Origin of the sequence: Lentibacillus salicampi (genome assembly GCF_004565465.1) — a bacterium.
Classification (GTDB): Bacteria; Bacillota; Bacilli; order Bacillales; family Amphibacillaceae; genus Lentibacillus; species Lentibacillus salicampi.
Window position 1 is genome coordinate 1 of sequence record NZ_SRHY01000032.1, and the last position, 23,924, is coordinate 23,924.

19 protein-coding genes and 1 other annotated feature are annotated in these 23,924 nt (G+C 44.1%); of the genes, 14 read left to right on the plus strand and 5 right to left on the minus strand.

What is annotated here, in order from left to right; all coding sequences use genetic code 11:
- Positions 1-128: 128 nt before the first annotated feature.
- The 3 genes from E4U82_RS14630 to yhbH all read left to right on the plus strand — a co-directional run bounded on the left by E4U82_RS14630 (position 129) and on the right by yhbH (position 4,453).
- Positions 129-641 (plus strand): hypothetical protein, encoded by a 513-nt coding sequence (locus E4U82_RS14630; RefSeq protein ID WP_167751439.1) that lies wholly within the window; start codon positions 129-131, stop codon positions 639-641.
- Between the two features lie 423 nt (positions 642-1,064).
- Entirely contained in the window at positions 1,065-2,960 is a 1,896-nt protein-coding gene (locus E4U82_RS14635) for a PrkA family serine protein kinase (protein ID WP_135110901.1), read from the plus strand.
- A gap of 335 nt (positions 2,961-3,295) precedes the next feature.
- Positions 3,296-4,453: a sporulation protein YhbH gene (yhbH, locus tag E4U82_RS14640; RefSeq protein ID WP_135110902.1), complete on the plus strand. Its 1,158-nt coding sequence runs from the start codon at positions 3,296-3,298 to the stop codon at positions 4,451-4,453.
- A gap of 254 nt (positions 4,454-4,707) precedes the next feature.
- Here yhbH and ymzB read toward each other — a convergent pair whose 3' ends face one another.
- Together ymzB and gdhA are read right to left on the minus strand one after the other, a co-directional pair.
- A complete protein-coding gene (ymzB, locus tag E4U82_RS14645; protein ID WP_135110903.1) occupies positions 4,708-5,055 on the minus strand; it encodes a protein YmzB in 348 nt (115 codons plus the stop codon).
- Between the two features lie 142 nt (positions 5,056-5,197).
- Positions 5,198-6,580 (minus strand): NADP-specific glutamate dehydrogenase, encoded by a 1,383-nt coding sequence (gene gdhA / locus E4U82_RS14650; protein ID WP_135110904.1) that lies wholly within the window; start codon positions 6,578-6,580, stop codon positions 5,198-5,200.
- 306 nt (positions 6,581-6,886) lie between these two features.
- Between gdhA and E4U82_RS14655 the strand changes: the two genes are divergently transcribed.
- The 4 genes from E4U82_RS14655 to E4U82_RS14670 all read left to right on the plus strand — a co-directional run bounded on the left by E4U82_RS14655 (position 6,887) and on the right by E4U82_RS14670 (position 10,392).
- Positions 6,887-7,348, plus strand: coding sequence for a hypothetical protein (locus tag E4U82_RS14655; RefSeq protein ID WP_135110905.1), 462 nt, complete (start codon positions 6,887-6,889; stop codon positions 7,346-7,348).
- 135 nt (positions 7,349-7,483) lie between these two features.
- Positions 7,484-8,905 (plus strand): SpoVR family protein, encoded by a 1,422-nt coding sequence (locus E4U82_RS14660; protein WP_425339530.1) that lies wholly within the window; start codon positions 7,484-7,486, stop codon positions 8,903-8,905.
- Between the two features lie 120 nt (positions 8,906-9,025).
- Complete coding sequence (locus E4U82_RS14665; protein ID WP_245183600.1) at positions 9,026-9,175, plus strand: hypothetical protein; 150 nt, start codon at positions 9,026-9,028, stop codon at positions 9,173-9,175.
- A 461-nt stretch (positions 9,176-9,636) separates the two neighbouring features.
- The gene (locus E4U82_RS14670; RefSeq protein ID WP_135110907.1) at positions 9,637-10,392 is read left to right on the plus strand and encodes an RNA polymerase-associated RTF1 family protein; all 756 of its coding nucleotides are present in this window, start codon (positions 9,637-9,639) and stop codon (positions 10,390-10,392) included.
- A 561-nt stretch (positions 10,393-10,953) separates the two neighbouring features.
- On the opposite strand, the gene E4U82_RS14675 is transcribed toward E4U82_RS14670, so the two are convergent.
- A complete protein-coding gene (locus tag E4U82_RS14675) occupies positions 10,954-11,859 on the minus strand; it encodes a nuclease-related domain-containing protein (RefSeq protein WP_135110908.1) in 906 nt (301 codons plus the stop codon).
- 222 nt (positions 11,860-12,081) lie between these two features.
- On the opposite strand from E4U82_RS14675, the gene rlmH reads away from it, so the two are divergent.
- From rlmH to E4U82_RS14710, 7 genes are all read left to right on the plus strand, one after another.
- Entirely contained in the window at positions 12,082-12,561 is a 480-nt protein-coding gene (gene rlmH, locus E4U82_RS14680) for a 23S rRNA (pseudouridine(1915)-N(3))-methyltransferase RlmH (RefSeq protein ID WP_135110909.1), read from the plus strand.
- A gap of 792 nt (positions 12,562-13,353) precedes the next feature.
- The gene (locus tag E4U82_RS14685) at positions 13,354-14,859 is read left to right on the plus strand and encodes a malate:quinone oxidoreductase (RefSeq protein ID WP_135110910.1); all 1,506 of its coding nucleotides are present in this window, start codon (positions 13,354-13,356) and stop codon (positions 14,857-14,859) included.
- 190 nt (positions 14,860-15,049) lie between these two features.
- On the plus strand, positions 15,050-15,793 hold the full coding sequence (locus E4U82_RS14690) for a MerR family transcriptional regulator (RefSeq protein ID WP_135110911.1): 744 nt from the start codon (positions 15,050-15,052) through the stop codon (positions 15,791-15,793).
- Positions 15,790-16,722, plus strand: coding sequence for an ABC transporter ATP-binding protein (locus E4U82_RS14695; protein WP_135110912.1), 933 nt, complete (start codon positions 15,790-15,792; stop codon positions 16,720-16,722). Before E4U82_RS14690 ends, E4U82_RS14695 begins: the two co-directional genes overlap by 4 nt.
- The gene (locus tag E4U82_RS14700) at positions 16,723-17,457 is read left to right on the plus strand and encodes an ABC transporter permease (protein WP_245183601.1); all 735 of its coding nucleotides are present in this window, start codon (positions 16,723-16,725) and stop codon (positions 17,455-17,457) included.
- 123 nt (positions 17,458-17,580) lie between these two features.
- Positions 17,581-17,804: a binding site (T-box leader), on the plus strand.
- Between the two features lie 49 nt (positions 17,805-17,853).
- Positions 17,854-18,978 carry a glutamate 5-kinase gene (proB, locus tag E4U82_RS14705; protein ID WP_135110913.1) on the plus strand — a complete coding sequence of 375 codons (1,125 nt, stop codon included), beginning with the start codon at positions 17,854-17,856 and terminating at the stop codon, positions 18,976-18,978.
- Positions 18,975-20,237, plus strand: coding sequence for a glutamate-5-semialdehyde dehydrogenase (locus E4U82_RS14710; RefSeq protein ID WP_135110914.1), 1,263 nt, complete (start codon positions 18,975-18,977; stop codon positions 20,235-20,237). The genes proB and E4U82_RS14710 overlap by 4 nt, the downstream gene beginning before the upstream one ends.
- A 190-nt stretch (positions 20,238-20,427) precedes the next feature.
- Here E4U82_RS14710 and betA read toward each other — a convergent pair whose 3' ends face one another.
- On the minus strand, positions 20,428-22,113 hold the full coding sequence (gene betA / locus E4U82_RS14715) for a choline dehydrogenase (RefSeq protein ID WP_135110915.1): 1,686 nt from the start codon (positions 22,111-22,113) through the stop codon (positions 20,428-20,430).
- Positions 22,114-22,345: 232 nt separating this feature from the next.
- On the minus strand, positions 22,346-23,803 hold the full coding sequence (betB, locus tag E4U82_RS14720; RefSeq protein WP_135110927.1) for a betaine-aldehyde dehydrogenase: 1,458 nt from the start codon (positions 23,801-23,803) through the stop codon (positions 22,346-22,348).
- Between the last annotated feature and the right edge of the window lie 121 nt (positions 23,804-23,924).

Genomic DNA, 23,924 nt, shown 5'->3' on the forward strand with positions numbered 1-23,924 from the left:
TGTTTTTGGAACTTACATGTAGGAGGTTATTAGATTTAGGGATGACTGGCAAGGCTCTTTTTTTATAAACGGCAGTTGTGTACTTTTAGGCTGCCGAATTATGTACTTTTATTTTGCCATATACAACTGTGAAAGAATCTACTAGTGATGCTGTTGGTTTAGTTGAGGTATTTGATAAGGATACCGGAAAGTTTCTTCAGGACTTTAAAGTGGAAGAAGAAAAACAAAATAACGAAAATAATCCTTTGGCGGATTATGGTATTTCCGATTACAGCCTTAAGAATGTAAGTAGTACAAAAGCTGAGGGTCCGAGCAATGAGCTTAGAAGTACATTGTATGCAAAGCTTTATATTTATAGTACGGGAAGTTTCCGCCAAATTAATGAGGTGCGAGATACTTGGTGGACTACTTCATCTGGTGGTCATACATTAGAAAACACCCAGTCTGGTGCTATTTCTACTTCTGGAAGCTGGCCCGCTACCGAGGTCGAAGTTGATGGGAATGCTACTATTGAAGTAGCTATTGATGCATCAGCCTCAGCAAGTTTCGAAGCGGCTGGATTTTCCGTAGGAGTTGAAGCTGGAGGGACTTATTATGCAAGGAAAGATATTTGGCACGATTTCAGATATAGTGTATATTGAATGCTAAGAAGGGTAGAATTAGTCGTTAAAATAAGGTAAGTGGAAGAAAAACAACTCTTTTTTCCCACTTGCCTTCGTTTTACTTTGATTTGACGTAACGTAAGTAGCTAAACAAAAGCATAGGAACAGTGTTGTGCGGTGCTTTTGAAACATATAAAGTGTGTAACCAGGGTTAAAGTTACACATTAAATTTATTGAAAAATTTACCCTATTAACTATCAAACTTTATAGAGGGTACTGTTTAAAAATAAAAATAGTACATAATTGGACTTAAAGCTAAATAACTGTTTTAAAGCTGGATTATCGTTCATTTTTACTGCGCTCAGACAAATAAAAAACATTTAGCTGCTCTTTTAACAGTCGGTATCTTAAAAAGTCTCCATGCATAGGCTGTATTAATCAGCCACTGGATGGAGGAATAACATGAATATACTCAATAAAGTGAAGGATCATCGTGAGGAAGAACAGCGCCTTAAGTGGGAAGGGACTTTTGCCGAGTACCTGGAAATTGTAAAAGAAAGACCGGAAGTTGCGCAAACAGCCCATTCACGCGTTTACAATATGATAAAAAGTTCCGGATTAACCGAAAAAGACGGCCGGAAAATGTACAATTTTTTCGGGGAAGAGATATTTGGGCTGGAGGATGCGATTGAAAAGCTGGTGGAGGAATACTTTCATCCGGCGGCCAAACGGCTAGATGTCCGGAAGCGGATTTTGTTGTTGATGGGCCCGGTCAGCGGGGGAAAATCCACGATTGTGACCATGCTGAAGCGCGGGCTGGAGCAATACTCCCGGACAGATGAGGGTGCAGTGTATGCGATTAAAGGCTGCCCGATGCACGAGGATCCGCTTCATCTGATTCCAAAGCATTTGCGGGAGGATTTTTATGACGACTATGGCATCCGTATTGAGGGGAGTCTGTCGCCGTTAAATGCGATGCGGCTGGAAACGGAATATGACGGGCGGATTGAAGATGTAATGGTGGAACGTATCTTTTTGTCCGAGGATAAGCGGACTGGTATTGGCACATTCAGTCCGTCCGACCCGAAATCACAGGATATTGCTGATTTGACCGGGAGCATTGACTTTTCCACGATTGCGGAATTCGGGTCCGAATCCGACCCGCGCGCTTATCGGTTTGATGGGGAACTGAACAAAGCTAACCGTGGCATGATGGAATTTCAGGAAATGTTGAAGTGTGATGAAAAATTTCTCTGGCACCTGCTGTCCCTCACACAGGAAGGCAATTTTAAAGCAGGCAGGTTTGCTTTAATCTCTGCGGATGAATTGATTGTTGCGCATACTAACGAAGCGGAATACCGGTCATTCATTGCCAATCAGAAAAATGAGGCGCTGCAGTCCCGGATTATCGTTATGCCGATTCCGTATAATCTGAAGGTGAGTGAAGAAGAACGCATATATCAAAAAATGATCAATGAAAGTGATATGGCTCATGTGCATATTGCGCCACATGCTCTGAGAGTGGCGGCGATTTTTTCAATTTTAACACGGCTTGAGGAGTCAAAAAAGCAAAGCGTTGATCTGATCAAAAAAATGCGCCTTTATGATGGTGACAGTGTTGAAGGATATAATCAGGTGGATGTCGACGAACTGCAGAAGGAATATCCGGATGAAGGGATGCGTGGCATTGATCCACGTTACGTTATCAACCGGATCTCCTCAACCATCATCCGTAAAGAGGTGTCCTCGATCAATGCGCTCGATGTGCTGCGTTCCCTGAAGGAGGGACTTGAGCAGCATCCGTCGATTGCAGAGGAAGACAAGGAACGTTATTTGAATTATATTGCTGTTGCCCGGCGGGAGTATGATGAAATTGCTAAAAAAGAAGTCCAGAAAGCGTTTGTCTATTCGTATGAAGAATCTGCTAAAACATTGCTCGATAATTATCTCGACAATGTGGAAGCTTACTGCAATAAAACGAAACTGCGCGATCCATTGACTGGGGAAGAAATGAACCCGGATGAAAAGTTGATGCGCTCGATTGAAGAGCAGATCGGCATTTCGGAAAATGCGAAAAAAGCGTTCAGAGAGGAAATTCTGATCCGTATTTCCGCTTATGCCCGGAAAGGAAAGCGATTTGATTATAATTCCCATGAGCGTTTGCGTGAAGCGATTCAGAAAAAGCTGTTTGCCGACCTGAAGGATGTCGTCAAAATCACGACATCATCACAGACGCCGGATGAGTCGCAGCTGAAGAAAATCAATGAAGTGATCGCCCGTCTCATTGATGAATATGGCTATAATTCAGTATCCGCCAATGATCTGCTGCGTTATGTTGGGAGTCTGTTGAACCGATAAATAAACGATAAAAATAACAAGACTGATGATCATCGGCTCTTGTTATTTTTAGCTCGTTTCGTAAATTGCGTAGTTGATATGAACTGCGACGAGCAAAACATCCGCCGAGTTAGCTGCGAGTTGCGAGGAGTGCTGCTTCCCGCAATCACTTGCAACACGACGAGCACCAAGTGTATTTCCGTAGCGGTGTCATTCCACTCAACTATTGACTTACGTCGCAGTTTATGGATTTTGAGTCAACAATCTTTTAGGATAGAGTCTATTTTGTTCAACCTTTAATAACTTGTATGGTTAAGCTCGCATAAACTGATTAAAAGCATAAGGGAGGGGAAGATGTGCAGGAAGAAGATAGAAGTTTCACTGTCTCACAGGAAGATTGGTCCCTCCACCGGAAAGGTTATCAGGATCAGAAGCGTCACATGGATAAGGTAAAGGACGCGATCCACCAAAACTTACCTGATTTAATCAGTGAAGAAAACATTATCATGTCAAACGGCCGGGATGTCATCAAAATCCCGATCCGTTCATTGGATGAGTACAAAATCCGTTATAACCATGATAAATCCAAACATGTTGGGCAGGGGGACGGCGATAGCGAAGTCGGTGATGTCATCGCACGCGCCCCGAACAGCGGTAAGGGGTCCGGCAATGGGAAAAAAGCAGGTGATGCGCCGGGAAATGACTATTATGAAGCAGAAGTGTCGATGGCGGAACTCGAGGAAGCTTTATTCAAAGAGCTTGAACTACCTGATCTGAAACAAAAAGAAGAAGCGGAAGTTAACACCGAAAAAATCGAATTCAATGATGTCCGTAAAAAAGGTCTCATGGGAAACGTTGATAAGAAACGGACGATCCTGACCGCGTTAAAACGGAATGCCATCAAAGGGAAACCGCAAATCACACCTATTTATAATGATGATCTGCGCTTCAAGACGTGGAATGACGTTGTGAAGCCGGAATCCCGAGCTGTCATCCTTGCCATGATGGATACGAGTGCATCGATGGGGAATTTTGAAAAATACCTGGCCAGAAGTTTCTTTTTCTGGATGATGAAGTTTTTACGTTCAAAATATGAAAGTGTTGAAATTGCCTTTATTGCCCATCATACCGAAGCAAAAGTCGTCAGTGAGGAAGCATTCTTTTCAAAAGGCGAAAGCGGCGGTACCATTTGTTCCTCCGCCTATGACAAAGCTTTGGAACTGATCGCGAACGAATACAGTCCGACACGTTATAACATTTATCCGTTCCACTTTTCCGATGGGGAAAATATCACATCAGATAACCCAAGATGCCTTAGGCTTGTGAACGAAATTATGGATGTTTCCAATATGTTCGGCTATGCGGAGGTGAACATGTATCAGCGTCAGTCAACGCTGATGCGCGCTTATCGGGAATTTGAAAACCCGAAATTCCGCCATTATATTTTAAAGGGAAAAGAAGACGTTTATCATGCACTGAGAACTTTTTTTCGGAAACAAACAGCAACCGTTTAAAACCTCCGTACTGCGGGGGTTTTTCTGTGTGCCGCGAATTTACGTTTGTTTGCTATAAGACGCCCTTTTAAAACTTATGACCTCAAAAGGAGCGAATTTTCTGCCGTTCCCCCCGCAAGTCGGAGGTGTTTTGTCGGAGAGAAGCGCTCTATCTGCCGTTTCATTCACTTCCCGGAGGCATTTCGGCGGAGAGAAGTATTCCTTACCATTCCATGCCCAGCCTGGCTCATTCTTGGCGAAAGAAGTTTCTATCCCTATTCCTTCTCAATCTTATACACCCCGCGGGAGGTGCTCAGCAAAAACTGTTGACCATCAAATTCATACAACGAGTTGTCTTCAAGTGGAATTTCATATACAGATGACGGCAATGGCTGGGCGTCATCGGCATCGGTCTCAGTCGTACCTGTTCCATTCAGCTGTAGTGCGTGCATCGGCTCATAATCATCAAGCCGGCGTGTGTTGCGCTCGTACGTTATATCCTGGAGTGTCATTAATGTTTGGTCCAAATCATCCAGTTCATGCTTGGAGATTTTGATGGTCTCACCATTCCACCGCTGTAATAAGTCATTGAACTCCTCAACCGTTAAAAACCGCAGTTCCATGATCATCCCTCCTTGCCCATAGAATTCGCGCAATCACGATAATCATGCACAAAGGAATCGTGGTAATTTTTACTGAACATGCTATGCTGCAGAAGTCGGCAAAACAAAAAAAGACTGGCTCAATAATGAGACAGCCTTAACCTTAAATAACACCCTGTGCGATCATCGCATCGGCTACTTTCATAAACCCGGCGATGTTGGCACCGGCCACGAGATTGTCCGGTGTGCCATAATCTGACGCAGCTTGTATACTGTTTTGGTAAATGCCCTTCATAATTTCCTGCAGCCTGGTATCAACTTCTTCAAATGACCACATATGCTTACTGCCGTTTTGGGCCATTTCCAATGCGGAAACAGCGACACCACCGGCATTGGCAGCCTTTGCAGGAGCGAAAAGGATGTCTTGGTCAACAAACACATTCACAGCTTCTAGAGTGGAAGGCATGTTGGCCCCTTCACCAACCGCTTTAACGCCATTGTTAAGCAATGTTTTGGCGGTTTTTTCGTCAATCTCATTCTGGGTTGCACACGGTAAGGCGATATCACATGGGATCGTCCAGATTTGGGTGCAATCCTCCAGATACTGGGCATTTGGATGTTTCTCGGTATAGGCGCTGATCCGCTCATTACCGGTTTCTTTCAGTTTTTTCACTGTATCCAGGTTAATGCCGTTTTCATCATAAATACAGCCGTCGGAATCACTGCATGCGACAACTCTTGCACCGAATTCCATTGCTTTTTCGATCGCATAGATGGACACATTGCCGGAGCCGGATACGACGACAGTTTTGCCGTTAAAGTCGAGCCCTTTATCCTGCAGCATTTCCCGCACGAAATAAACGAGTCCATAACCGGTTGCTTCCGTACGTGCCAGACTACCCCCATATTCGAGCCCTTTTCCGGTCAATACCCCGGCTTCAAATTGACCGCGGAGTTTTTTATACTGTCCGAACAGATAGCCAATTTCTCTTGCGCTGACACCGACGTCACCAGCTGGAACATCGGTGTCAGGTCCAATATGCTGGTAAAGTTCTGACATGAAACTTTGACAGAACCGCATCACTTCCATGTCTGATTTGCCTTTTGGATCGAAGTCTGACCCACCTTTTCCCCCGCCGATCAGCTGTCCAGTCAGGGAGTTTTTAAAAATTTGTTCAAACCCCAGGAATTTAACGATACTTTGATTGACGGTTGGATGGAAGCGTAAACCGCCTTTGTATGGGCCAAGTGCACTGTTAAATTGGACTCGATACCCGCGGTTAACCTGAACCCTCCCATGATCATCCACCCAGGGGACGCGGAACGAAACTACCTTTTCCGGTTCCAGAAGTCGTTCAAGTATGCCGGATTCCATGTATTGCGGCTGGCGGGCTAATACCGGGATGAGGGAGTCGACTATTTCTTTAACAGCCTGCAGAAATTCAGTTTCGTGAGGATTACGCTGTTCAGTGGCATGATAGACATCTTTGACATATTGTTTGGCCTGTTGCTTTTTGGAATTTAACGTTGCTTCAATCGTACTCATAGGTCATCTCCTTTTTATAAAGATTGCACTGAAACTTTAATGTAATAGTATTATTTTACACGAAATAGACAATAAAAACAAGAATACTGAATATTTTTAACTAAACCGATAAATTGGAAACGCTTTAATTTCCTGCATGGCAGGGAAAAATACTACTTGACAATTTTATGAATTATCGTAAAATATAAACAACCCCCATCTTTCTTTGCAGTTTTCCAGACAATAGCCACTTTAATTCCCACCGTTTTCGCATCATTTATTTTTCCAAATGAAACATTCATATTCAGTATAAAGGAGAGAATTTTTATGGGATCAATTTGTCAGTCAATAGCTTGTCCGCATTGCGGTTGTTCTGCTACAGAAGACGATTATTACAAAACCGGCGAACGATTCATCTGGTGTTTCCGGTGTGGCTATACGTATTACAAAACGATTGATTATACGGTGGGCGATGTGACACCTTATAACGAAACGGAATATAAAGGTCATGGCATGTTTTATCTGGTCAGTAAAGGGAAGAAACGGGAAAACGATGGCCGGCGTATCCTGAATAGACCACTGACTGAACAGGAAATGAACGATTTCAAAGCAGAACTTCAGGATGAAGCGGTTGATCTTGAAAAAAGTTACTTTGTGATGTATGAAAATGGAACGTTTACCACCATTGCCGGCAATCCACCCGACGATTTTTATTTGCCCTTTGACGTTTATAAAAACAGAGTGGGGAAAGACAATATGGAAGTCATCGTTCCTATTAACCCACATTAATGCAGGGTCCATCATCTTTCAAATCCTCAAGATGTTCGGCCTCAGATAATCAGCCCACAAAATCCATCTCTGCTAATGAGTCAAAATTTCACTCCGGTGTCATAAACTATAAAAAGAACACTTGGAGGGATCATTTTGACGGAGACACAAACGCTGAACAGGGCGATTGATGAAATCACGGAAATAGCGACCGGATTTGGCCTTGACTTTTACCCGATGCGGTATGAAGTATGCCCGGCTGATATCATTTATACGTTTGGCGCATATGGCATGCCAACACGATTTTCTCATTGGAGCTTCGGGAAACAATTCCATAAAATGAAACTGCATTATGACCTCGGACTGAGCCAAATTTATGAGCTTGTCATCAATTCCAACCCATGCTACGCCTTTCTGCTTGATACGAACAGTCTGATCCAGAATAAGCTGATTGTGGCGCATGTGCTGGCTCATTGTGATTTTTTCAAAAACAGTGCCCGCTTTGCCAACACAAGACGTGATATGGTGGAAAGCATGACAGCAACAGCTGAGCGGATTGAAAGCTATGAGATGATCTATGGGCGCGACGAAGTGGAGCACTTTCTCGATGCTGTCCTGTCCATTCAGGAACATATCGATCCATCGCTTACCCGGCCAAAATTATCCGAATATGCAGAAGCTGATTTAGTAGGTGAGGAAGACCGGCCCGCTGACAAAACACCGTATGATGATTTATGGGATCTGGATAAACCTCGGGCGGGGGATAAACAGCCAATCCTTGTTCAAAAACGTCAAAAGAAATTTCCGCCGATTCCGGAAAAGGATTTGCTGCTGTTTATCGAGGAAAACAGCCGTGAACTGGAGGATTGGCAGCGGGATATTTTAACGATGATGCGCGAGGAAATGCTTTACTTCTGGCCGCAACTGGAAACGAAAATTATGAATGAAGGCTGGGCGTCATACTGGCATCAGCGGATTTTAAGGGAGATGAACTTGACGTCAGATGAAGTCGTTGAATTCGCCTCACTGAATGCAAGCGTCGTGCAGCCATCCAAACAGCAAATAAATCCGTACTACCTGGGGCTGAAAATATATGAGGACATTGAAGAGCGGTATAATAACCCGACTGAAGAGATGAAGAAGCTGGGGGCTGAACCGGGGTCAGGTCGGGAAAAAATCTTTGATGTGCGGGAAATTGAATCGGATCAGTCGTTTATCCGCAATTATTTAACCAAGGACCTCGTGAACCGGGAAGACATGTATCTGTTTGAGAAACAAGGCAGTGACTACACGATTACGGATAAAGATTATGAAAATGTGCGTGATCAGCTCGTCTTGCAACGTGTGAATGGGGGCTTTCCATATATCACAGTCGAAAACGGCGACTATATGCGAAATGGCGAGCTGTACTTAAAGCATGGTTATGAAGGCACCGAACTCGATCTGCATTATCTGGAAAATGTCCTGCCGTATGTGTATCAATTATGGGGACGGAATGTCTACTTGGAGACGGTTGTGGAAGATAAGCGGGTGATGTTTATGTATAATGGAGAGAAAATGCAGCGAAAGTTTTTGTAGGGGGGGTAAAAAAGATAAGCGTGGGCTTTCCGGGTCCATGCTTGTCTTTTCATCAAATACGTTACACGCTGGTTTGGGTTGTCTATCTAAAGTAAAGGAAAAAGAGAAAAGGGGGTTATGATGAAGTGGTCTGAGGTCCGTCAAAACTTTCCAAACCAAATTGTACTGGTCGAGGCGGTAGAGTCTTCATCTGAAAATAGTCTTAGAACAATACAGGAAATGGCTGTTATAAATGATTTCCGTGATAATCTGGAAGCATCGGGAATATAAAAATCTTCATAAACAAAGTCCTAAAAAAAGATCTTTATATTCTGCACACGTCCAATGAAAAAGTAGAAATTATGGAGTAGTTTTTTTCAGGGATTAGAGGCAGCATATGAAAGGTAGTTATTGATTTTATAAATGGCATACCTACTAAAATGTATGGTGTCGGAGGAGAAGGGGGAGTTTGTACTCAGCAAAAAGTAAACAAATTAAGTGTTGACCATTGATCGTTAAACGACTTTAATATACAACTTGGCATGGTACAGGATATATATGGTTTTGATGGTTTACTGGGATTGGAATCCATGCTTGAAACCGGGTTGACGATTGACTTTAAAGCACTTAAGGTGAGGTACGATTAAGTTTTGACACCCCGTATCAAACAAAATCCTCGTTTATGGTCATTTGTCCCGCATCCAGCCTCATTCGCATAAAATATATCAACCAGCAATGAGGGATGTGATCACGTGGGGCTTTTCATCAACAATAACGAACACCCCAATGTCTTTAAAAATAACAACCAAATTCTGGAACCCAATCAGGGGTACTACCATAAAGATAACTTTTCCGAAATGATCAATGAACAAAAAGAAATCAATCAAACGCTGTCCAATGCATTTCACGAACTACAAACAATCCATCATCGCCAGCAGCACGCCAACGCAAACCAATGGAAAACGGTTGGTGATCAGTTGACGGCATTGAAAGAACGCGAGCATGAGCACGAAACATTTGAACGTCAGGCGATGGCGTGGCTTGCCAAACTTGACGGGAATAATCAGAAGCTGCAGCATATCATTGAGCATGAAGACACGATGAAAAAGGACGTGGCAGACAAGGTTGCGTCACTGAATGAATCAAGCGAAAAGATTATGGCGCGTCTAACAGCATACGAGTCGGCTAACCAAGAGATGATGCAGCAGATGAATGAGCTTGCCGACTTGAACCGGCAAATGTCCGAGTACCTGGCCGGTCAGGACAGGACGCAGGCGGATGTACTTGGCCGGCTGGAAAATCAGGAAGCTCTGATGGAAAAAGTCCATCGGCAAATCAGCGAATTCCGTTCCATCCTGTTTGAGCGGAGCAGCTATCTCGCCGATAAGATTGAAGACAGCTATAACTTGACCTCATCGTATGTTTATAAGCTGGTGAAGGGATCCGACCAGCCGCTAATGTGGTATGTGAATCAGAAAAAGGCGGACAGTGACACCCGTCGAGATTAAGCCAATAATGGCACGATCACGGTGCCCGGTTGATACTGCATATAGTTGACGCTATGTGCCGTGCCGGAAATCCTGTGGTCAGAACTTTAGCAGGCCTTGAACGCATGGTTTAAGGCCTGAATTGTGTTTTAAGCCCGAGACTTATCTCGGGTCGTTTTCACGGAGGAGGAAGCCCCAAAAGTGTATCGAGAGCGCATCTCGGGTCGTTTTCACGGAGGAAGAATCCCCAAAAGTGCATCGAGAGCGCATCTCGGGTCGTTTTCACGGAGGAAGAAGCCCCAAAAGTGCATCGAGAGCGCATCTCGAGTCGATTTCACGGGGGAGGAAGCCCCAAAAGTGCATCGAGAGCGGTACTCGAGTCGATTTCACGGGGGAGGAAGCCCCAAAAGTGCATCGAGAGCGCATCTCGGGTCGTTTTCACGGGGGAGGAAGCCCCAAAAGTGCATCGAGAAGAGATCTCGACTCCAAAATACTGGGAAGCAATGTGAAAACTGCATTGACAGCAGCTGCTTCACAACAAAAACCCGATTGTGATTGAAAGATTCAACAGCCATAAAAGGTTTACTTATAATATATCCACCGGTTCGACCCCACTCTTGTAAAATGTTGATTTAATACTTTCTGGATACGCCTATGCGAATAAACGATGCGGCACCAGTCATGAATAGCACGCGTGGTGATTTTATGTTTCGGAAATAGAAGCATAAACTCCTTAACAGCCCGCATAATGGTATTCGCAAGGGCCTCTTTATGACAGCACTCCCGGCACTCCAGTTTGTGCCCTTCTACTACAGTTGAAAGAGAATGACATTTCAAGCAAGGAATACCTTTTCGAAGCTCTTCATAAGTATAGCTTGGCAACTTCTGATACGGCGATTCCTGAATATGAAGCGCGCATAATTTGTCCGCGAGCCGCTTGTGCTTTTCATTTAGCGCTGACGGGATTGAATTTAATTGACTGAGGTGCTTTTTGACTTGGGTCGGTAAAATAATCGGTTTATCGAGAGGGGCTTGATATAACGTAAATTCCGGGTTGATAAAAACGACGGAAGCTTCAATCGGAAGGCTAACTTTATGCTTGAGGAGTAACTGTCGGAGCAATGATTCGCTTCTTCCTGATTGGTGCAGCGGATTGACAATTTCGTATTGCGGCAGTTTGAATAATTTTTCACTTTCGTAATAATACTCCCCTTCATGGTTTTTTACTTCATAAATGTAAATCGTCTTTGCTGTGATAATCAGCGTGTCAATTTGAAAAGTCGCGTTATTTGCCTGCAGCAATAGGTCATTTAATATGTAGCAGTCACACTGAAGCTTCTCCGTCAATGCGTCAAATTTTACCTCGCCTTCATAGCCCTTGCTCAAATTAAAAAAATGCTGCCTGTCTTTTGTAGACAAAGTCATCCGCGTGTTCAATGCACTCAGTATTTGCAGCTCAGCAGGTTTCGTTCGCGGTTTGTAGAGCATGTCCCACTTCCTTTCTTAGTTTGGGTCTATTATACCAGTAAATGCAGAAATGTGATCTAAATTTTTCAAAGAAAGAGGAAATGGCGGATGAATGTCGAATGATGAAACGGGTCAAAATTCATTACGCAGGTTATAATGACTGCATTTGTCATCTTGAATATAGGGAAATATGCCTCTATTTTTGTTAAACTGGAAAAAATGAACGAAAGAGGTTGACTGCCTATGAATATCTCCATAATCGCCGTCGGAAAGCTGAAAGAAAAATACCTGAAACAGGGCATTGAGGAATACTTGAAGCGGCTCAGCCCTTATGCAAAAGTTCGAATCGTGGAACTTGCTGGTGAAAAGGCCCCGGAAAACATGAGTGAAGCCGAAATGCGGGAAGTGAAACGAAAAGAAGGCGAGCGGATCTTGTCCAACATAGGCCGGGACACGTATGTCATCACGCTGGAGATCAGCGGGAAAATGCTGACCTCGGAAAAATTCGCTGTCAAATTGGACGAACTTACGACCTATGGCAACAGCAAAATCGCATTCATCATCGGCGGTTCGATCGGGATAAGCGAGGAAGTGCAGAAACGCAGCGATTTCGCACTGTCGTTTTCCAAGCTGACGTTTCCCCACCAGATGATGCGGATGATTCTCTTGGAGCAGGTGTACCGGGCGTTTCGGATTATAAGGCATGAACCGTACCATAAATAAAAAAGTCTCATGGCTATCTTTTCAATCTGAATATTGCATACGCCTTCAAAATCTTCAAAAATCACTTGGCATTTTTCGCAATTAACGTAAAATATAAATAAGTCAGTCACTTCTTTGCTGCCCCTTGCATCAGGGCAGATTTTTCCTCATGCGATACACCACAACAGTATTCCTATCATTTTGCCCGGCTTAACGTAACATGATAAACCTGCCAATCCTTTCTGCAATTCAATGATCGCGCCATTTTTGAACATGTCGGGAAGGTATCTAAGACGGTCGTGGACAAGAAAGCCGTCCAGGAATATGAAAAAATAATCAGCATCGCATGACTCAGGGCTCATCCGATGGTTTTGACCAATTTATTGAGATCAATCATCTGAAGATATAATTCAATTTGATGCGTAAAAGGAACGTGCAGCATGGACGAGGAAAAGCTGTCAGCGAAAACGGTACTAAATGGTATCGTTATTTTTTGGCAGGATAAGAAGGATGGAGGGACGCGTATGTGATTTTAAACGGAGAAAAGCTTTATGATTCTTGCACGGGATATGAAACATAAAAGAAATAGCATGGACCTGCACGTTACCCCCAATCTATTCTTTTACTCCGCCCCCCCTCATCAGTTGCGTATGTGACAAAAATATTTCAGTTTACCGGGAAATTTGATACACTATATAGTGGATAATCATAGTCCTTGAAAAGATGTATAACTTATTGGCTCCTGGGTTACTGAGAAACCCCAAGGGGCATTAGCATATTTTCTGCAAATCATAGGAGATTGGGATGAATGACATGAGTAACAAGCATACGACATCAGATGTTATCCTGATTGGCGCCGGAATCATGAGTGCAACATTGGGATCTCTCTTAAAAGAATTGGCACCGGACTGGAACATTACGATTTTTGAAAAACTGGATCATGCTGGAGCGGAGAGTTCGAACGTATGGAATAACGCAGGAACTGGACATTCTGCGCTGTGCGAGCTGAACTACACGCCGGAACAGCCGGATGGGTCGATCGATATCAGCAAAGCACTGAATATCAATGAAAAGTTTCAGGTATCCAAGCAGTTTTGGTCCTACTTGGTTAACAGTGGCTTAATCGAGAATCCCCACGACTTTATCATGCCTCTGCCACATATGAGTCTAGTGCATGGGGAAAATAACGTCAGATTTTTGAAAAAGCGCTTTAATGCACTTTCGGACAACCCCCTGTTTGAAGGCATGGAATTTTCCGATGATCCGGAAACATTAAAGGAATGGATTCCATTGATCATGAATGACCGAACAGTTGATGAGTCAATTGCAGCAACTAAAATCGACTCCGGAACCGATGTTAACTTCGGGGTGCTAACAAGAAAATTGCTTGACCACCTGGAGAAGCAACATGTGAATATCCGGTTCAATCATACGGTGGATGATTTACAGCGTACGGATGACGGTAGCTGGGAAGTAAAAGTCAGGAACTTTGAAGACAACACCCTTGAATATCACACGGCAAAATTCGTCTTTATCGGCGCCGGCGGAGGTGCTCTGCCACTGCTGCAAAAGACGGGCATTCCTGAGAGTGAACATGTAGGCGGATTCCCTGTTAGCGGCCAATTCCTTGTCTGCAAAAATCCTGAGGTGACCAAAGAACATACTGCCAAAGTATACGGCAAAGCTGAAGTTGGTGCGCCGCCAATGTCGGTGCCGCATCTTGATACACGCTATATCGACGGCCAAAAGACATTGCTGTTTGGACCATTTGCCGGCTTCTCGCCAAAATTCTTGAAAACCGGCTCGAATATGGACTTATTAAATTCCGTTAAACCGAATAATGTGTTCACGATGCTGGCAGCAGGTGCCAAGAATGTGCCATTAACCAGATATCTGGTTGGGCAGCTGATGTTATCGAAGGAAGAACACATCCAGGCATTGCGCGAATTTGTTCCCGACGCACAAAGCGCCGATTGGGACCTCGTTACAGCGGGTCAGCGTGTCCAGGTGATTAAGGATACGAAAGATGGGGGCAAAGGCACACTTCAATTTGGTACTGAACTTGTCAGTGGCGCCAATGGAACCATCGCTGCATTGCTCGGTGCCTCGCCAGGCGCTTCAACGGCGGTTTCCATCATGTTTGAGGTCATGGAAAAATGCTTCCCCGATCAAATCGACGAGTGGGCACCGAAGATCAAAGAAATGGTCCCCTCATATGGCCAGTCATTACAGGCTCATCCGGAGCTGATCCGTAAAATCCGCCAGACAACTGCTAAGGCACTTGGCCTGGCAGATGAGAGCGAAGTAAAACCGGTATAATCGATATGGAAATACGGATAAGGAAACATCATTTGCCGTTGAAGCAAATGGATGTTTCCTTTTTATTTTTTTATAGGATAGCGCTTATTCATTTATAACACAAAAATTTACACTATTTTATATTTACCTGTTGAATCGCACGTAACGTGTTGTTATATACTTGAGGAAATAACAATAAGGGGTGGCGGGAATGTATACCATTGGGCAATTGTCAAAGAAGACTGGGGTGACGGTAAGGACACTGGATTATTATGATGAAATCGGTCTGATCAAACCTTCGTCCAAAACGGAGGGTGGACATCGTTTATATATGGACAACGATGTGATGACCCTGGAGCGTGTTCTGGCGTTAAAATATATGGGTTTTTCGCTGGAGAAAATGAAAGACGTCCTGAATGAGTCAACGTCGACCTGGCAGCAATCAATCCAGCATCAATTGGAAATGGTTCAGCGTGAACAGGACCGGTTAAAAACGCTGGAACAAGCGCTTACCGGTATATCGTACGCCATTGAATTTGAGGGGGAAATCAATTGGTCAATGATTTTCGGTACGATCCGTTTGTTTCAACAAGCCCCCGAGGATGCCCTGCAGCAATATAAAGGCTACCTGAGTGACGAAGAAATGCGAAAGATTATGGACATCAATGCCGGGATGAGTGAGGACGATATCGCGGAATGGACTGGAATTATTCATGATATCAAAAATAACCTTGAAATTGATCCGGGTTCAGAAAAGGCCCAACAGCTGGCCGAACGATGGATGAACCAGGCAGACAACATGTTTGAGCAGGACGAAGAATTACTCAGTGATATGTGGGAAGCACTGCAAAATCTTAAGGAAGGCATAGCCTTTTACCCAATGGATCAAGATGTCATCAATTTTATCGAGCGTGCTCTAACGATTAAGTATGCGCATAGGGAGGTAAAGAAATGATTCTCGATGTGAAAGGTGTCACAAAGGTTTTTGGTGATGGAGGTAAGTCCAGGAACATGGCCAATGATCATCTTACATTCCGTATTCATGAAGGTGAAATATTCGGGCTGCTGGGACAAAATGGTGCAGGAAAGACAACGCTGGTAAACCAAATTTTAGGACTGTCAACGCCCGATCGCGGTGACATTGACTTGCTTGGTGAATCGGTTATCCAATCACCTGCCAGGGCACGGTCTATTTGTTCCGTGCAGCCACAGTCCCAGGTACCGATCGGCCTCCTGACCCCGAAGCAGGCCGTTTCGCTTATGGGCAAAATGCGGGCAGGGAACAATTTTGATCCGAAGCGGGTGGGAGCACTCTTTGATGCGTTGAATATGCAGGAATGGGCGAATACACCAGGTGAAAAGCTTTCGGGCGGTGCCCAGCGCCTGACATCTTTTTGCATGGCAGTGATTGCTCCCGGTAATTTAGTCATACTTGATGAACCGACAAATGATGTGGACCCGGTTCGCCGGCGTTACCTTTGGCAGGTGATACGCGATTTGACGAATGATGGTACTTCCGTCATTCTCGTGACACACAATGTGCTGGAAGCTGAAAGGACAGTTGATCGTGTAGCGATTATGCATGAAGGTAAATTTCTGGCTCAGGGATCGCCATCCGAAATAAAACGTTCCGTCAGCAATCACATGCGCATGGAACTGAGTTTAGCGTGTGAGCCAGCAGATATCGAAATTCCAGGTTGTGCACTTTCCGCACATCAGAATGGATCCCGTTTATTGTTTTCCATGGATCCAGCAAATGTGCCACCAGCTATTGATTGGGCAAAAGACCAGATTGATAGAGGTCTGATTATGGATTATTCCCTGTCACCAACAACCATTGAAGATGCTTATATTGCATTAACGTCCGGAAAGGCGGTTGGATAAATGATGACGACATTAAGCCATTACAAGTATGTATTTCAAATGCAGTTTTTAAGAAATGCAGGTTTTCTCGTAGTTATGATGCTGATTCATATATTGATATCAATCGGAATCGTGATCGGCTTTACTTATTTGATTCCGAATCCCGATACAAGCACCATCCTTTTTTTGGCGACAGGTGCACCGACAATTATTTTAATTTTTACGGGACTAGTTGTTTTGCCTCAACAGGTTGGTACTGCCAAGACAGATGGGTATATGGAATTTATGCGGACATGGTCAGTAAAACGTTCTGTTATTCTCGGAGCCGATACAGCCATATGGTTATTGATCACCATTCCAGGGATTATCGTTTCTTCCTTTGTCGCACATCTCATGTTTCATCCAGGATATGATATCTCCTGGACGATTATTCCGGCATTGCTCATGATTGCCTTAACATCGATTGGGGTCGGGTACGGATTTTCCTATCTTTTGCCGCCGGCCGCTTCACTTGGTATTTCTCAGGTAGTTGTCTTTGGAGCGCTTATGTTTTCACCAGTCAACTTCCCCATGGAGCGGCTTCCGGGATGGCTCCAGGCACTTCATGAAGTACTGCCCATCTATTCGATGGCAGAAGTGATGCGCGCTTCTTTAGCGGCTTCTGCTTTCGACGCCAACATGGGAAATTACATTAATTTATTGATATGGTGCGTATTGGGGTATGGTGGGGCTATTGTGATCTTGAACAGGAAATAAGTTGAGTCTTCAGGGTTGTTGGGCGAGGGTCAAAAGAGGTGGGGGTGACCCATTGACATAAAAGTAAATTTAGTCCATAATGTTGCTAATTTATAAATAAACAGATGCTTGCAATTTTATACGGAAAAGGTAATGACTGGGAATTAGTAAATAGTCCTCAGGTACAAGAGAGTAAAATTCATCGGCTGCAAGATTTTACAACCTGCCATGCTATTGAACCTGTCCCTTGAACTGTCGGGTAAAGCCTGACCGATTTCCTGCGTTAAAGGGTTTTTGAGTGGATACTGGAATGAGTTCTAATATCAATGAAGGTGGTACCACGGAGACAATGCGCTTCCGTCCTTTTATAGGGGCGGAGGGGCATTTTTTCTATCAATAATCGGGAGATGAAAGATCATGAAAAAGCAGCGAATTGTCGTTAAGATAGGCAGCAGTTCCCTGACAAATAATGATGGTGGACTAAGTAATGGGAAGCTGCATGAGCATGTAGCGGGACTCGCCCGTTTAAAGCAGCTGGGGCATGAAGTGATTCTCATTTCATCTGGAGCAGTTGCAGCCGGCTTTGCTGATCTGGGCTATCCTTCGCGTCCCAACACAATTGCCAGTAAGCAGGCGGCTGCAGCGGTAGGCCAAGGCCTATTATTAAAAGGTTATACGGAAGAATTTAAAAGACATGGTATTGTGGCAGCACAATTATTGTTAACCCGACAAAACTTTCTGCATAAAGGTCAATATAACAATGCCAATGCAACGTTATCCGAGCTTTTAAAACGTCATGTCCTGCCGATTATTAATGAAAATGATTCCGTGGCAGTAGATGAATTAACTTTTGGCGATAATGACATGTTATCGGCATTGGTAGGTGGTTTCGTTCATGCCGATTTTTTAATAATTATAACTGATATCAATGGTATATACGATCAAAATCCACGAACACATCCGAATGCAACTAGGTACGACTTCCTTCATGAAATTGATGATACATTACTAAGCCATGCGTCCGGAACTGGTACAAAGGTGGGTACCGGCGGGATGAAGTCAAAACTGGAGGCAGCACAAACAGCATTGAATTTAGGTGTTAAGGTGTTTATCGGATTGCCTGCCGGAGAGGAAAAATTGGTTGATATTCTCGATGGAAAGGGGGATGGAACCTACATTGGAGACACCTCCATACCAAGTATGAACACATCAAAGCAGTGGCTCGCGCTTCATTCCGTTCCGAATGGAAAACTGGAAGTCGATCACGGCGCTGCAGTTGCTATTTTGGAACATGGCAAGAGTCTGCTTCCAGCTGGCATAACAAACATCGTTGGAACATTTTGGGCCAATGATGTCGTAAGGGTCGCTAACGACAAGGGCGATATTATCGGAAGAGGCAAAGTGAATTTTTCGTCAGAGGAACTACTAGCTATTAAAGGACTATCAAGCACAGAAGCCATGATAAAAATAAACAGTCGTCAACGCGTTGTGATTCACAGAGATCATTGGGTGAGTAAAAAAGGAAAGGAGAATGAAGTATGACGGAAAGCGTCCGGGAAAGGGAGTTAATTCAAAAAGCCGGAAAAGCCAAAACGGCTGCTTCCTCTTTAGCAAAAGCGACCACTGAACAGAAAAACAAAGCACTTTATGCTATTTCAGAACAGCTAATTAACGAACAAGCATTTATCTTATCCGAAAATCATAAAGATTTACTGGCTGGAAAAGAAAATGGAATGAGCGAATCGCTGCTTGACCGTCTAAAGCTAAATGAAGCACGTATACAGGATATGGCGGATGCCCTTATTCAGTTAATGGATCTTGATGATCCAATCGGTGGGGTGATAGATAAATGGAAACGTCCAAATGATCTTAGTATCGCACAAATCCGGGTTCCGCTTGGAGTAGTAGGAATGATTTATGAGGCCAGACCCAATGTGACGGTTGATGCATCCAGTCTTTGTTTAAAAACAGGAAATGCCGTATTGCTCCGTGGAAGTTCAACAGCTATCCATTCCAATAAAGCAATTGTTCATGTCATCCGGCAGGCGCTTGAATTTAGTGATCTGCCAAAAGAGTCCGTCCAGCTGCTGGAAGACACAAGGCGGGAAACGACCTCCGAAATGTTTAAATTAAACGAATTTCTCGATGTTTTAATCCCACGTGGCGGTGCAAAATTGATTCAGACGGTAGTTGAAAACTCGACCGTCCCTGTGTTGGAAACGGGTGCAGGTAATTGTCATGTTTATATTGATGAGACAGCTGATCCCAAGATGGCGGTTAAGATTGCCATTAATGCCAAAACACAACGCCCGTCTGTATGTAATGCCTGCGAAAACATTCTTGTACAGCGTAACTGGGCATCCAACCATATACCTGATTTAATAACTGCCCTAAAGGAAAAAGAAGTCAACATTCATGGAGATGAAACGGTACAACAGACAGGAACAGATATCACACCAGTAACTGAAGAAGATTATGGAACGGAATATTTAGGGCTGGACGTTGCAGTGAAAGTGGTCGAAAACGTTGAAGAGGCCATTCAACACATTAATCAATATGGAACCAAACATTCCGAAGCCATTATTTCTTCCTCAATGGATAATGTCGAACAATTTTTCACGGAAGTTGATGCTGCAGCTGTCTATCACAATGCTTCAACCCGTTTCACAGATGGATTTGAATTTGGGTTTGGTGCCGAGATTGGGATTAGCACGCAAAAGCTTCATGCCCGTGGCCCGATGGGATTGTCTGCTTTAACATCGACGAAATATGTGGTTAGCGGGAGTGGGCAGGTGAAGTAGGGATTGGAACAGGGGGACAGGTTCTTTGTTTCATTCGTGGGTTCTTTCTTAAGGATCAAACTCCTTCTGAATAGAAAGGGCCAGCCCCCCGCTGTCCTGGAGTGTTAGCGTTGTGGGGGATTGACCCTTTTATTCAATAATATTTTTTATCCGGGTTTTCCATTTCGTTGTGAAACAAACGAATACGAGCTTACCTCTTCACTGTGCCTGCGTCTACTGAATGTACGCCATGACGGTAATAGTCCTTATGTTCAGGTTTCATTGGTTTTTGTCCGCGGATGATGTCAGCTGCTTTTTCGGCCAACATCAACACCGGTGCATGGATATTTCCATTCGTCGTATGTGGCATGGCAGATGCATCAACTACCCGCAGATTGTCCAATCCATGAACTTTCATGGTCAACGGATCGACGACAGCCATCGGATCAGTCGCGGGTCCCATTTTTGCAGTGCAGGATGGATGGAGTGCTGTTTCCGCGTCATTCGCTACCCACTCCAGAATTTCCTCATCTGTTTGCACAGAAGGGCCAGGTGAAATTTCACCCGTACTGTAAGGCGCTAACGCTGGCTGAGAAAGAATATTTCGGGAAACGCGTATTGCTTCAATCCACTCCTGTCGATCTTCTTCGGTAGATAGATAGTTAAAGACGATACTTGGATGCTGAAACGGATCACGGGACGTAATCTTCAGGCTTCCTCTGGAGTTGGAATACATCGGTCCAACGTGTACTTGGAATCCATGCTCCGTGTCTGCTTTTTGCCCATCATACCGAACCGCAAGCGGGAGGAAATGGAACATCAGGTTCGGATAATCAACTTTTTCATTCGAACGGACGAATCCGCCACCTTCAAAGTGATTCGATGCTGCCGGGCCAGTACGTCCAAGCAACCATTGCAAGCCAATCCATGGCATTTTGGCTTTATTTAAGCTAGGTTGTTCCGAAACTGGCTTTGGACAAGCGTGCTGAATATAAACTTCAAGATGATCCTCAAGATTTTCCCCGACTCCCGGCAGGTCTGCGATCGGTTCAATGCCGAGAGAGCGCAGATGATCAGCGTCCCCTACACCGGACAGTTGAAGCAGCTGTGGCGTGTTGAATGCCCCGCCGGCCAGGATCACTTCGCCTGCGTCAACATGATAGGTTTTTCCATTCTTTTGGTATGTTAAACCTGTAGCTTGCGTACCATTAAAATTGATATTGGTAACAAAAGCACGTGTCTCTACTGTCAAGTTTTTGCGCCGCATTACAGGCCGCAAATAGGCGCGTGAAGCGGAAACCCGTCTTCCGTTGTGCACATGGCTGTCAAATGGGCCAAACCCTTCCTGACGAAACCCATTTACATCAGGTGTTCTCGTGTAACCAGCCTCAACGCCCGCATCGAAAAAGGCTTGAAATAAAGGATTCGTTGCAGGACCGCGCTTTAATTTAACTGGACCGTGGTGCCCGCGGTATTCATCGGAAGCATCTGCTCCAAAGGTTGTTTCCAGCCGTTTAAAGTACGGCAGACAATGGGCATAGTCCCACGTTTCCATACCTGGTTCAGATCCCCAACGTTCATAGTCCATTGGGTTGCCACGCTGATATATCATACCATTTATGGAACTTGATCCTCCAAGCACTTTCCCCCGGGCATGCGCGACACGCCGTCCATTCATATAAGGTTCTTCATCCGTCGAATAAATCCAGTCATAGAAACGATTGCCTGACGGGAACATCAGAGCTGCCGGCATTTGAATAAACAAATCCCAAAAATAATCACTGCGCCCTGCTTCCAGAACCAGAACATTGCTTGATTTATCCTGACTTAAGCGGTTGCCAAGTACAGAACCTGCACTACCTCCGCCAACAATTACATAGTCGTATGTTTGAGTCATCTATAAAACCTCCTTCAAGACTGTTAAATGAATACAATTTTTATTTTGTTAAATATATTTTTAACGTATGAAACAGTATAAATATAACACGATTTAGTAAACTTGTAAATCTCGAAGCAGTATTCTGTTTAATGGACAAGGCGCTTGTTGATCTAAACTCAATATAGCTCTAAACCTTTCAATTAAAAAAGGCTTAGAGCTATTGATTAGACGGTATAGAATTACATAAAAATTACTTAAACCAATGAAGAGGTTCAGGTTGTTTATTCCGATAAATATGCTTTACTTCGGTATACTCTTCCATACCTTCATGACCAAGTTCACGGCCAATGCCTGATTGCTTGTAACCACCCCAGGGTGCTTGTGCAAAATACGGATGGAAGTCATTGATCCAAACGGTACCCAAACGCAGGCGTGCTGCGACAAATTCAGCCTTATCTAAATCTTGTGTCCAGACAGCACCAGCCAAACCATAAATCGTATCGTTTGCTAATTTGACAGCTTCCTCTTTGGTTTGAAAGGTTTCGACCGTCAATACCGGTCCGAATACTTCTTCCTGGACAATGCGCATATCGTTTGTACAGTTTGTAAAAATGGTAGGTAGATAGAAAAAACCGTTTTGCAACTCAGGATCATCAGGTCGCTGTCCACCAACGGCCAGTGTGGCTCCTTCTTTTTTCCCGATTTCAACATATTGTTCAACTTTCGTACGGTGTTCTGCAGAAATTAGTGGGCCACTTTGTGAGTTTTCATCAAAACCATTGCCCAATTTGATTCGTTTCGTCCGTTCAATGAGTGTTTCAACAAATTCATTATGAATGCCTTCCTCCACTAAAAGCCTGGCCCCTGCAGAGCAAACTTGCCCGGCGTGGAAAAATACAGCATTTAGTGCTTGATCAACCGCTGTTTCAAAATCAGCGTCAGCAAAAACGATATTCGGATTTTTTCCGCCAAGCTCCAATGCAATTTTTTTCACATTATGACTGGCTGCCTGCATGATTGTTTTTCCTGTCTCAATGCCACCGGTGAACGAAATTAAATCAACGTCACGATTGACAGACAGTTCTGCACCTGCAGAGGCCCCGGCTCCAAGCACTAAGTTGGCGACACCCTTTGGTATGCCGGCTTCTTCTATAAGTTTAAAAACTTTAACGGTTGTTAACGGTGTGATTTCACTTGGTTTCATAACAATGGTGTTACCTGCTGCCAGAGCTGGAGCAATCTTCCATGCAGCTTGTAATAAAGGATAATTCCATGGTGTGATTTGACCACATACACCAACAGGCTCGCGAACAACTTTACTTTCAGAGTCTGGTATCGGTGATTGAATGACCTCACCACCATCTTTATCCGCTAAGCCTGCGAAATAAAGAAAAACATTCGCGATGTCTGCCATATCATCACGGCTTTCCTGGACGGTTTTGCCTGTATCCCATGTCTCCAGTTCGGCGAGCTCCTGTAAGTCCCGGCGGATCAATTGACCTATTTGATAAACGAGTTCACCGCGAGCACTAGCAGGCATTGTCCGCCAGTTGCCTTCATCAAATGCTATCCTTGCTGCTTGAATGGCTGCCCTGGCATCTTGTTCATTTCCTTCTGCAGCCATTGCAATGACTTCTTGATTATAAGGATTCACAATCTCACGCGTTTTACCGGATTTGGCATTCACCCACTCGCCATTAATATACATCTTTTGTAAGTTCAAATGACTCACTCCTTTGGCATAACCTGTGCGTTAAATATGTTTAATCCAAATTTAACATAATTAATAAAATTAGGCTATCAATACTTTAATTGACTTGTCAACTTTG

Bases quoted from the DNA above. Each gene is read 5' to 3' on its own strand.
- E4U82_RS14635 (WP_135110901.1), top strand. From the start codon at position 1,065: ATGAATATACTCAATAAAGTGAAGGATCATCGTGAGGAAGAACAGCGC.
- ymzB (WP_135110903.1), bottom strand. From the start codon at position 5,055: ATGGAACTGCGGTTTTTAACGGTTGAGGAGTTCAATGACTTATTACAG.
- gdhA (WP_135110904.1), bottom strand. From the start codon at position 6,580: ATGAGTACGATTGAAGCAACGTTAAATTCCAAAAAGCAACAGGCCAAA.
- E4U82_RS14655 (WP_135110905.1), top strand. From the start codon at position 6,887: ATGGGATCAATTTGTCAGTCAATAGCTTGTCCGCATTGCGGTTGTTCT.
- E4U82_RS14665 (WP_245183600.1), top strand. From the start codon at position 9,026: ATGAAGTGGTCTGAGGTCCGTCAAAACTTTCCAAACCAAATTGTACTG.
- E4U82_RS14675 (WP_135110908.1), bottom strand. From the start codon at position 11,859: ATGCTCTACAAACCGCGAACGAAACCTGCTGAGCTGCAAATACTGAGT.
- rlmH (WP_135110909.1), top strand. From the start codon at position 12,082: ATGAATATCTCCATAATCGCCGTCGGAAAGCTGAAAGAAAAATACCTG.
- E4U82_RS14685 (WP_135110910.1), top strand. From the start codon at position 13,354: ATGAGTAACAAGCATACGACATCAGATGTTATCCTGATTGGCGCCGGA.
- E4U82_RS14690 (WP_135110911.1), top strand. From the start codon at position 15,050: ATGTATACCATTGGGCAATTGTCAAAGAAGACTGGGGTGACGGTAAGG.
- E4U82_RS14695 (WP_135110912.1), top strand. From the start codon at position 15,790: ATGATTCTCGATGTGAAAGGTGTCACAAAGGTTTTTGGTGATGGAGGT.
- E4U82_RS14700 (WP_245183601.1), top strand. From the start codon at position 16,723: ATGATGACGACATTAAGCCATTACAAGTATGTATTTCAAATGCAGTTT.
- proB (WP_135110913.1), top strand. From the start codon at position 17,854: ATGAAAAAGCAGCGAATTGTCGTTAAGATAGGCAGCAGTTCCCTGACA.
- E4U82_RS14710 (WP_135110914.1), top strand. From the start codon at position 18,975: ATGACGGAAAGCGTCCGGGAAAGGGAGTTAATTCAAAAAGCCGGAAAA.
- betA (WP_135110915.1), bottom strand. From the start codon at position 22,113: ATGACTCAAACATACGACTATGTAATTGTTGGCGGAGGTAGTGCAGGT.
- betB (WP_135110927.1), bottom strand. From the start codon at position 23,803: ATGTATATTAATGGCGAGTGGGTGAATGCCAAATCCGGTAAAACGCGT.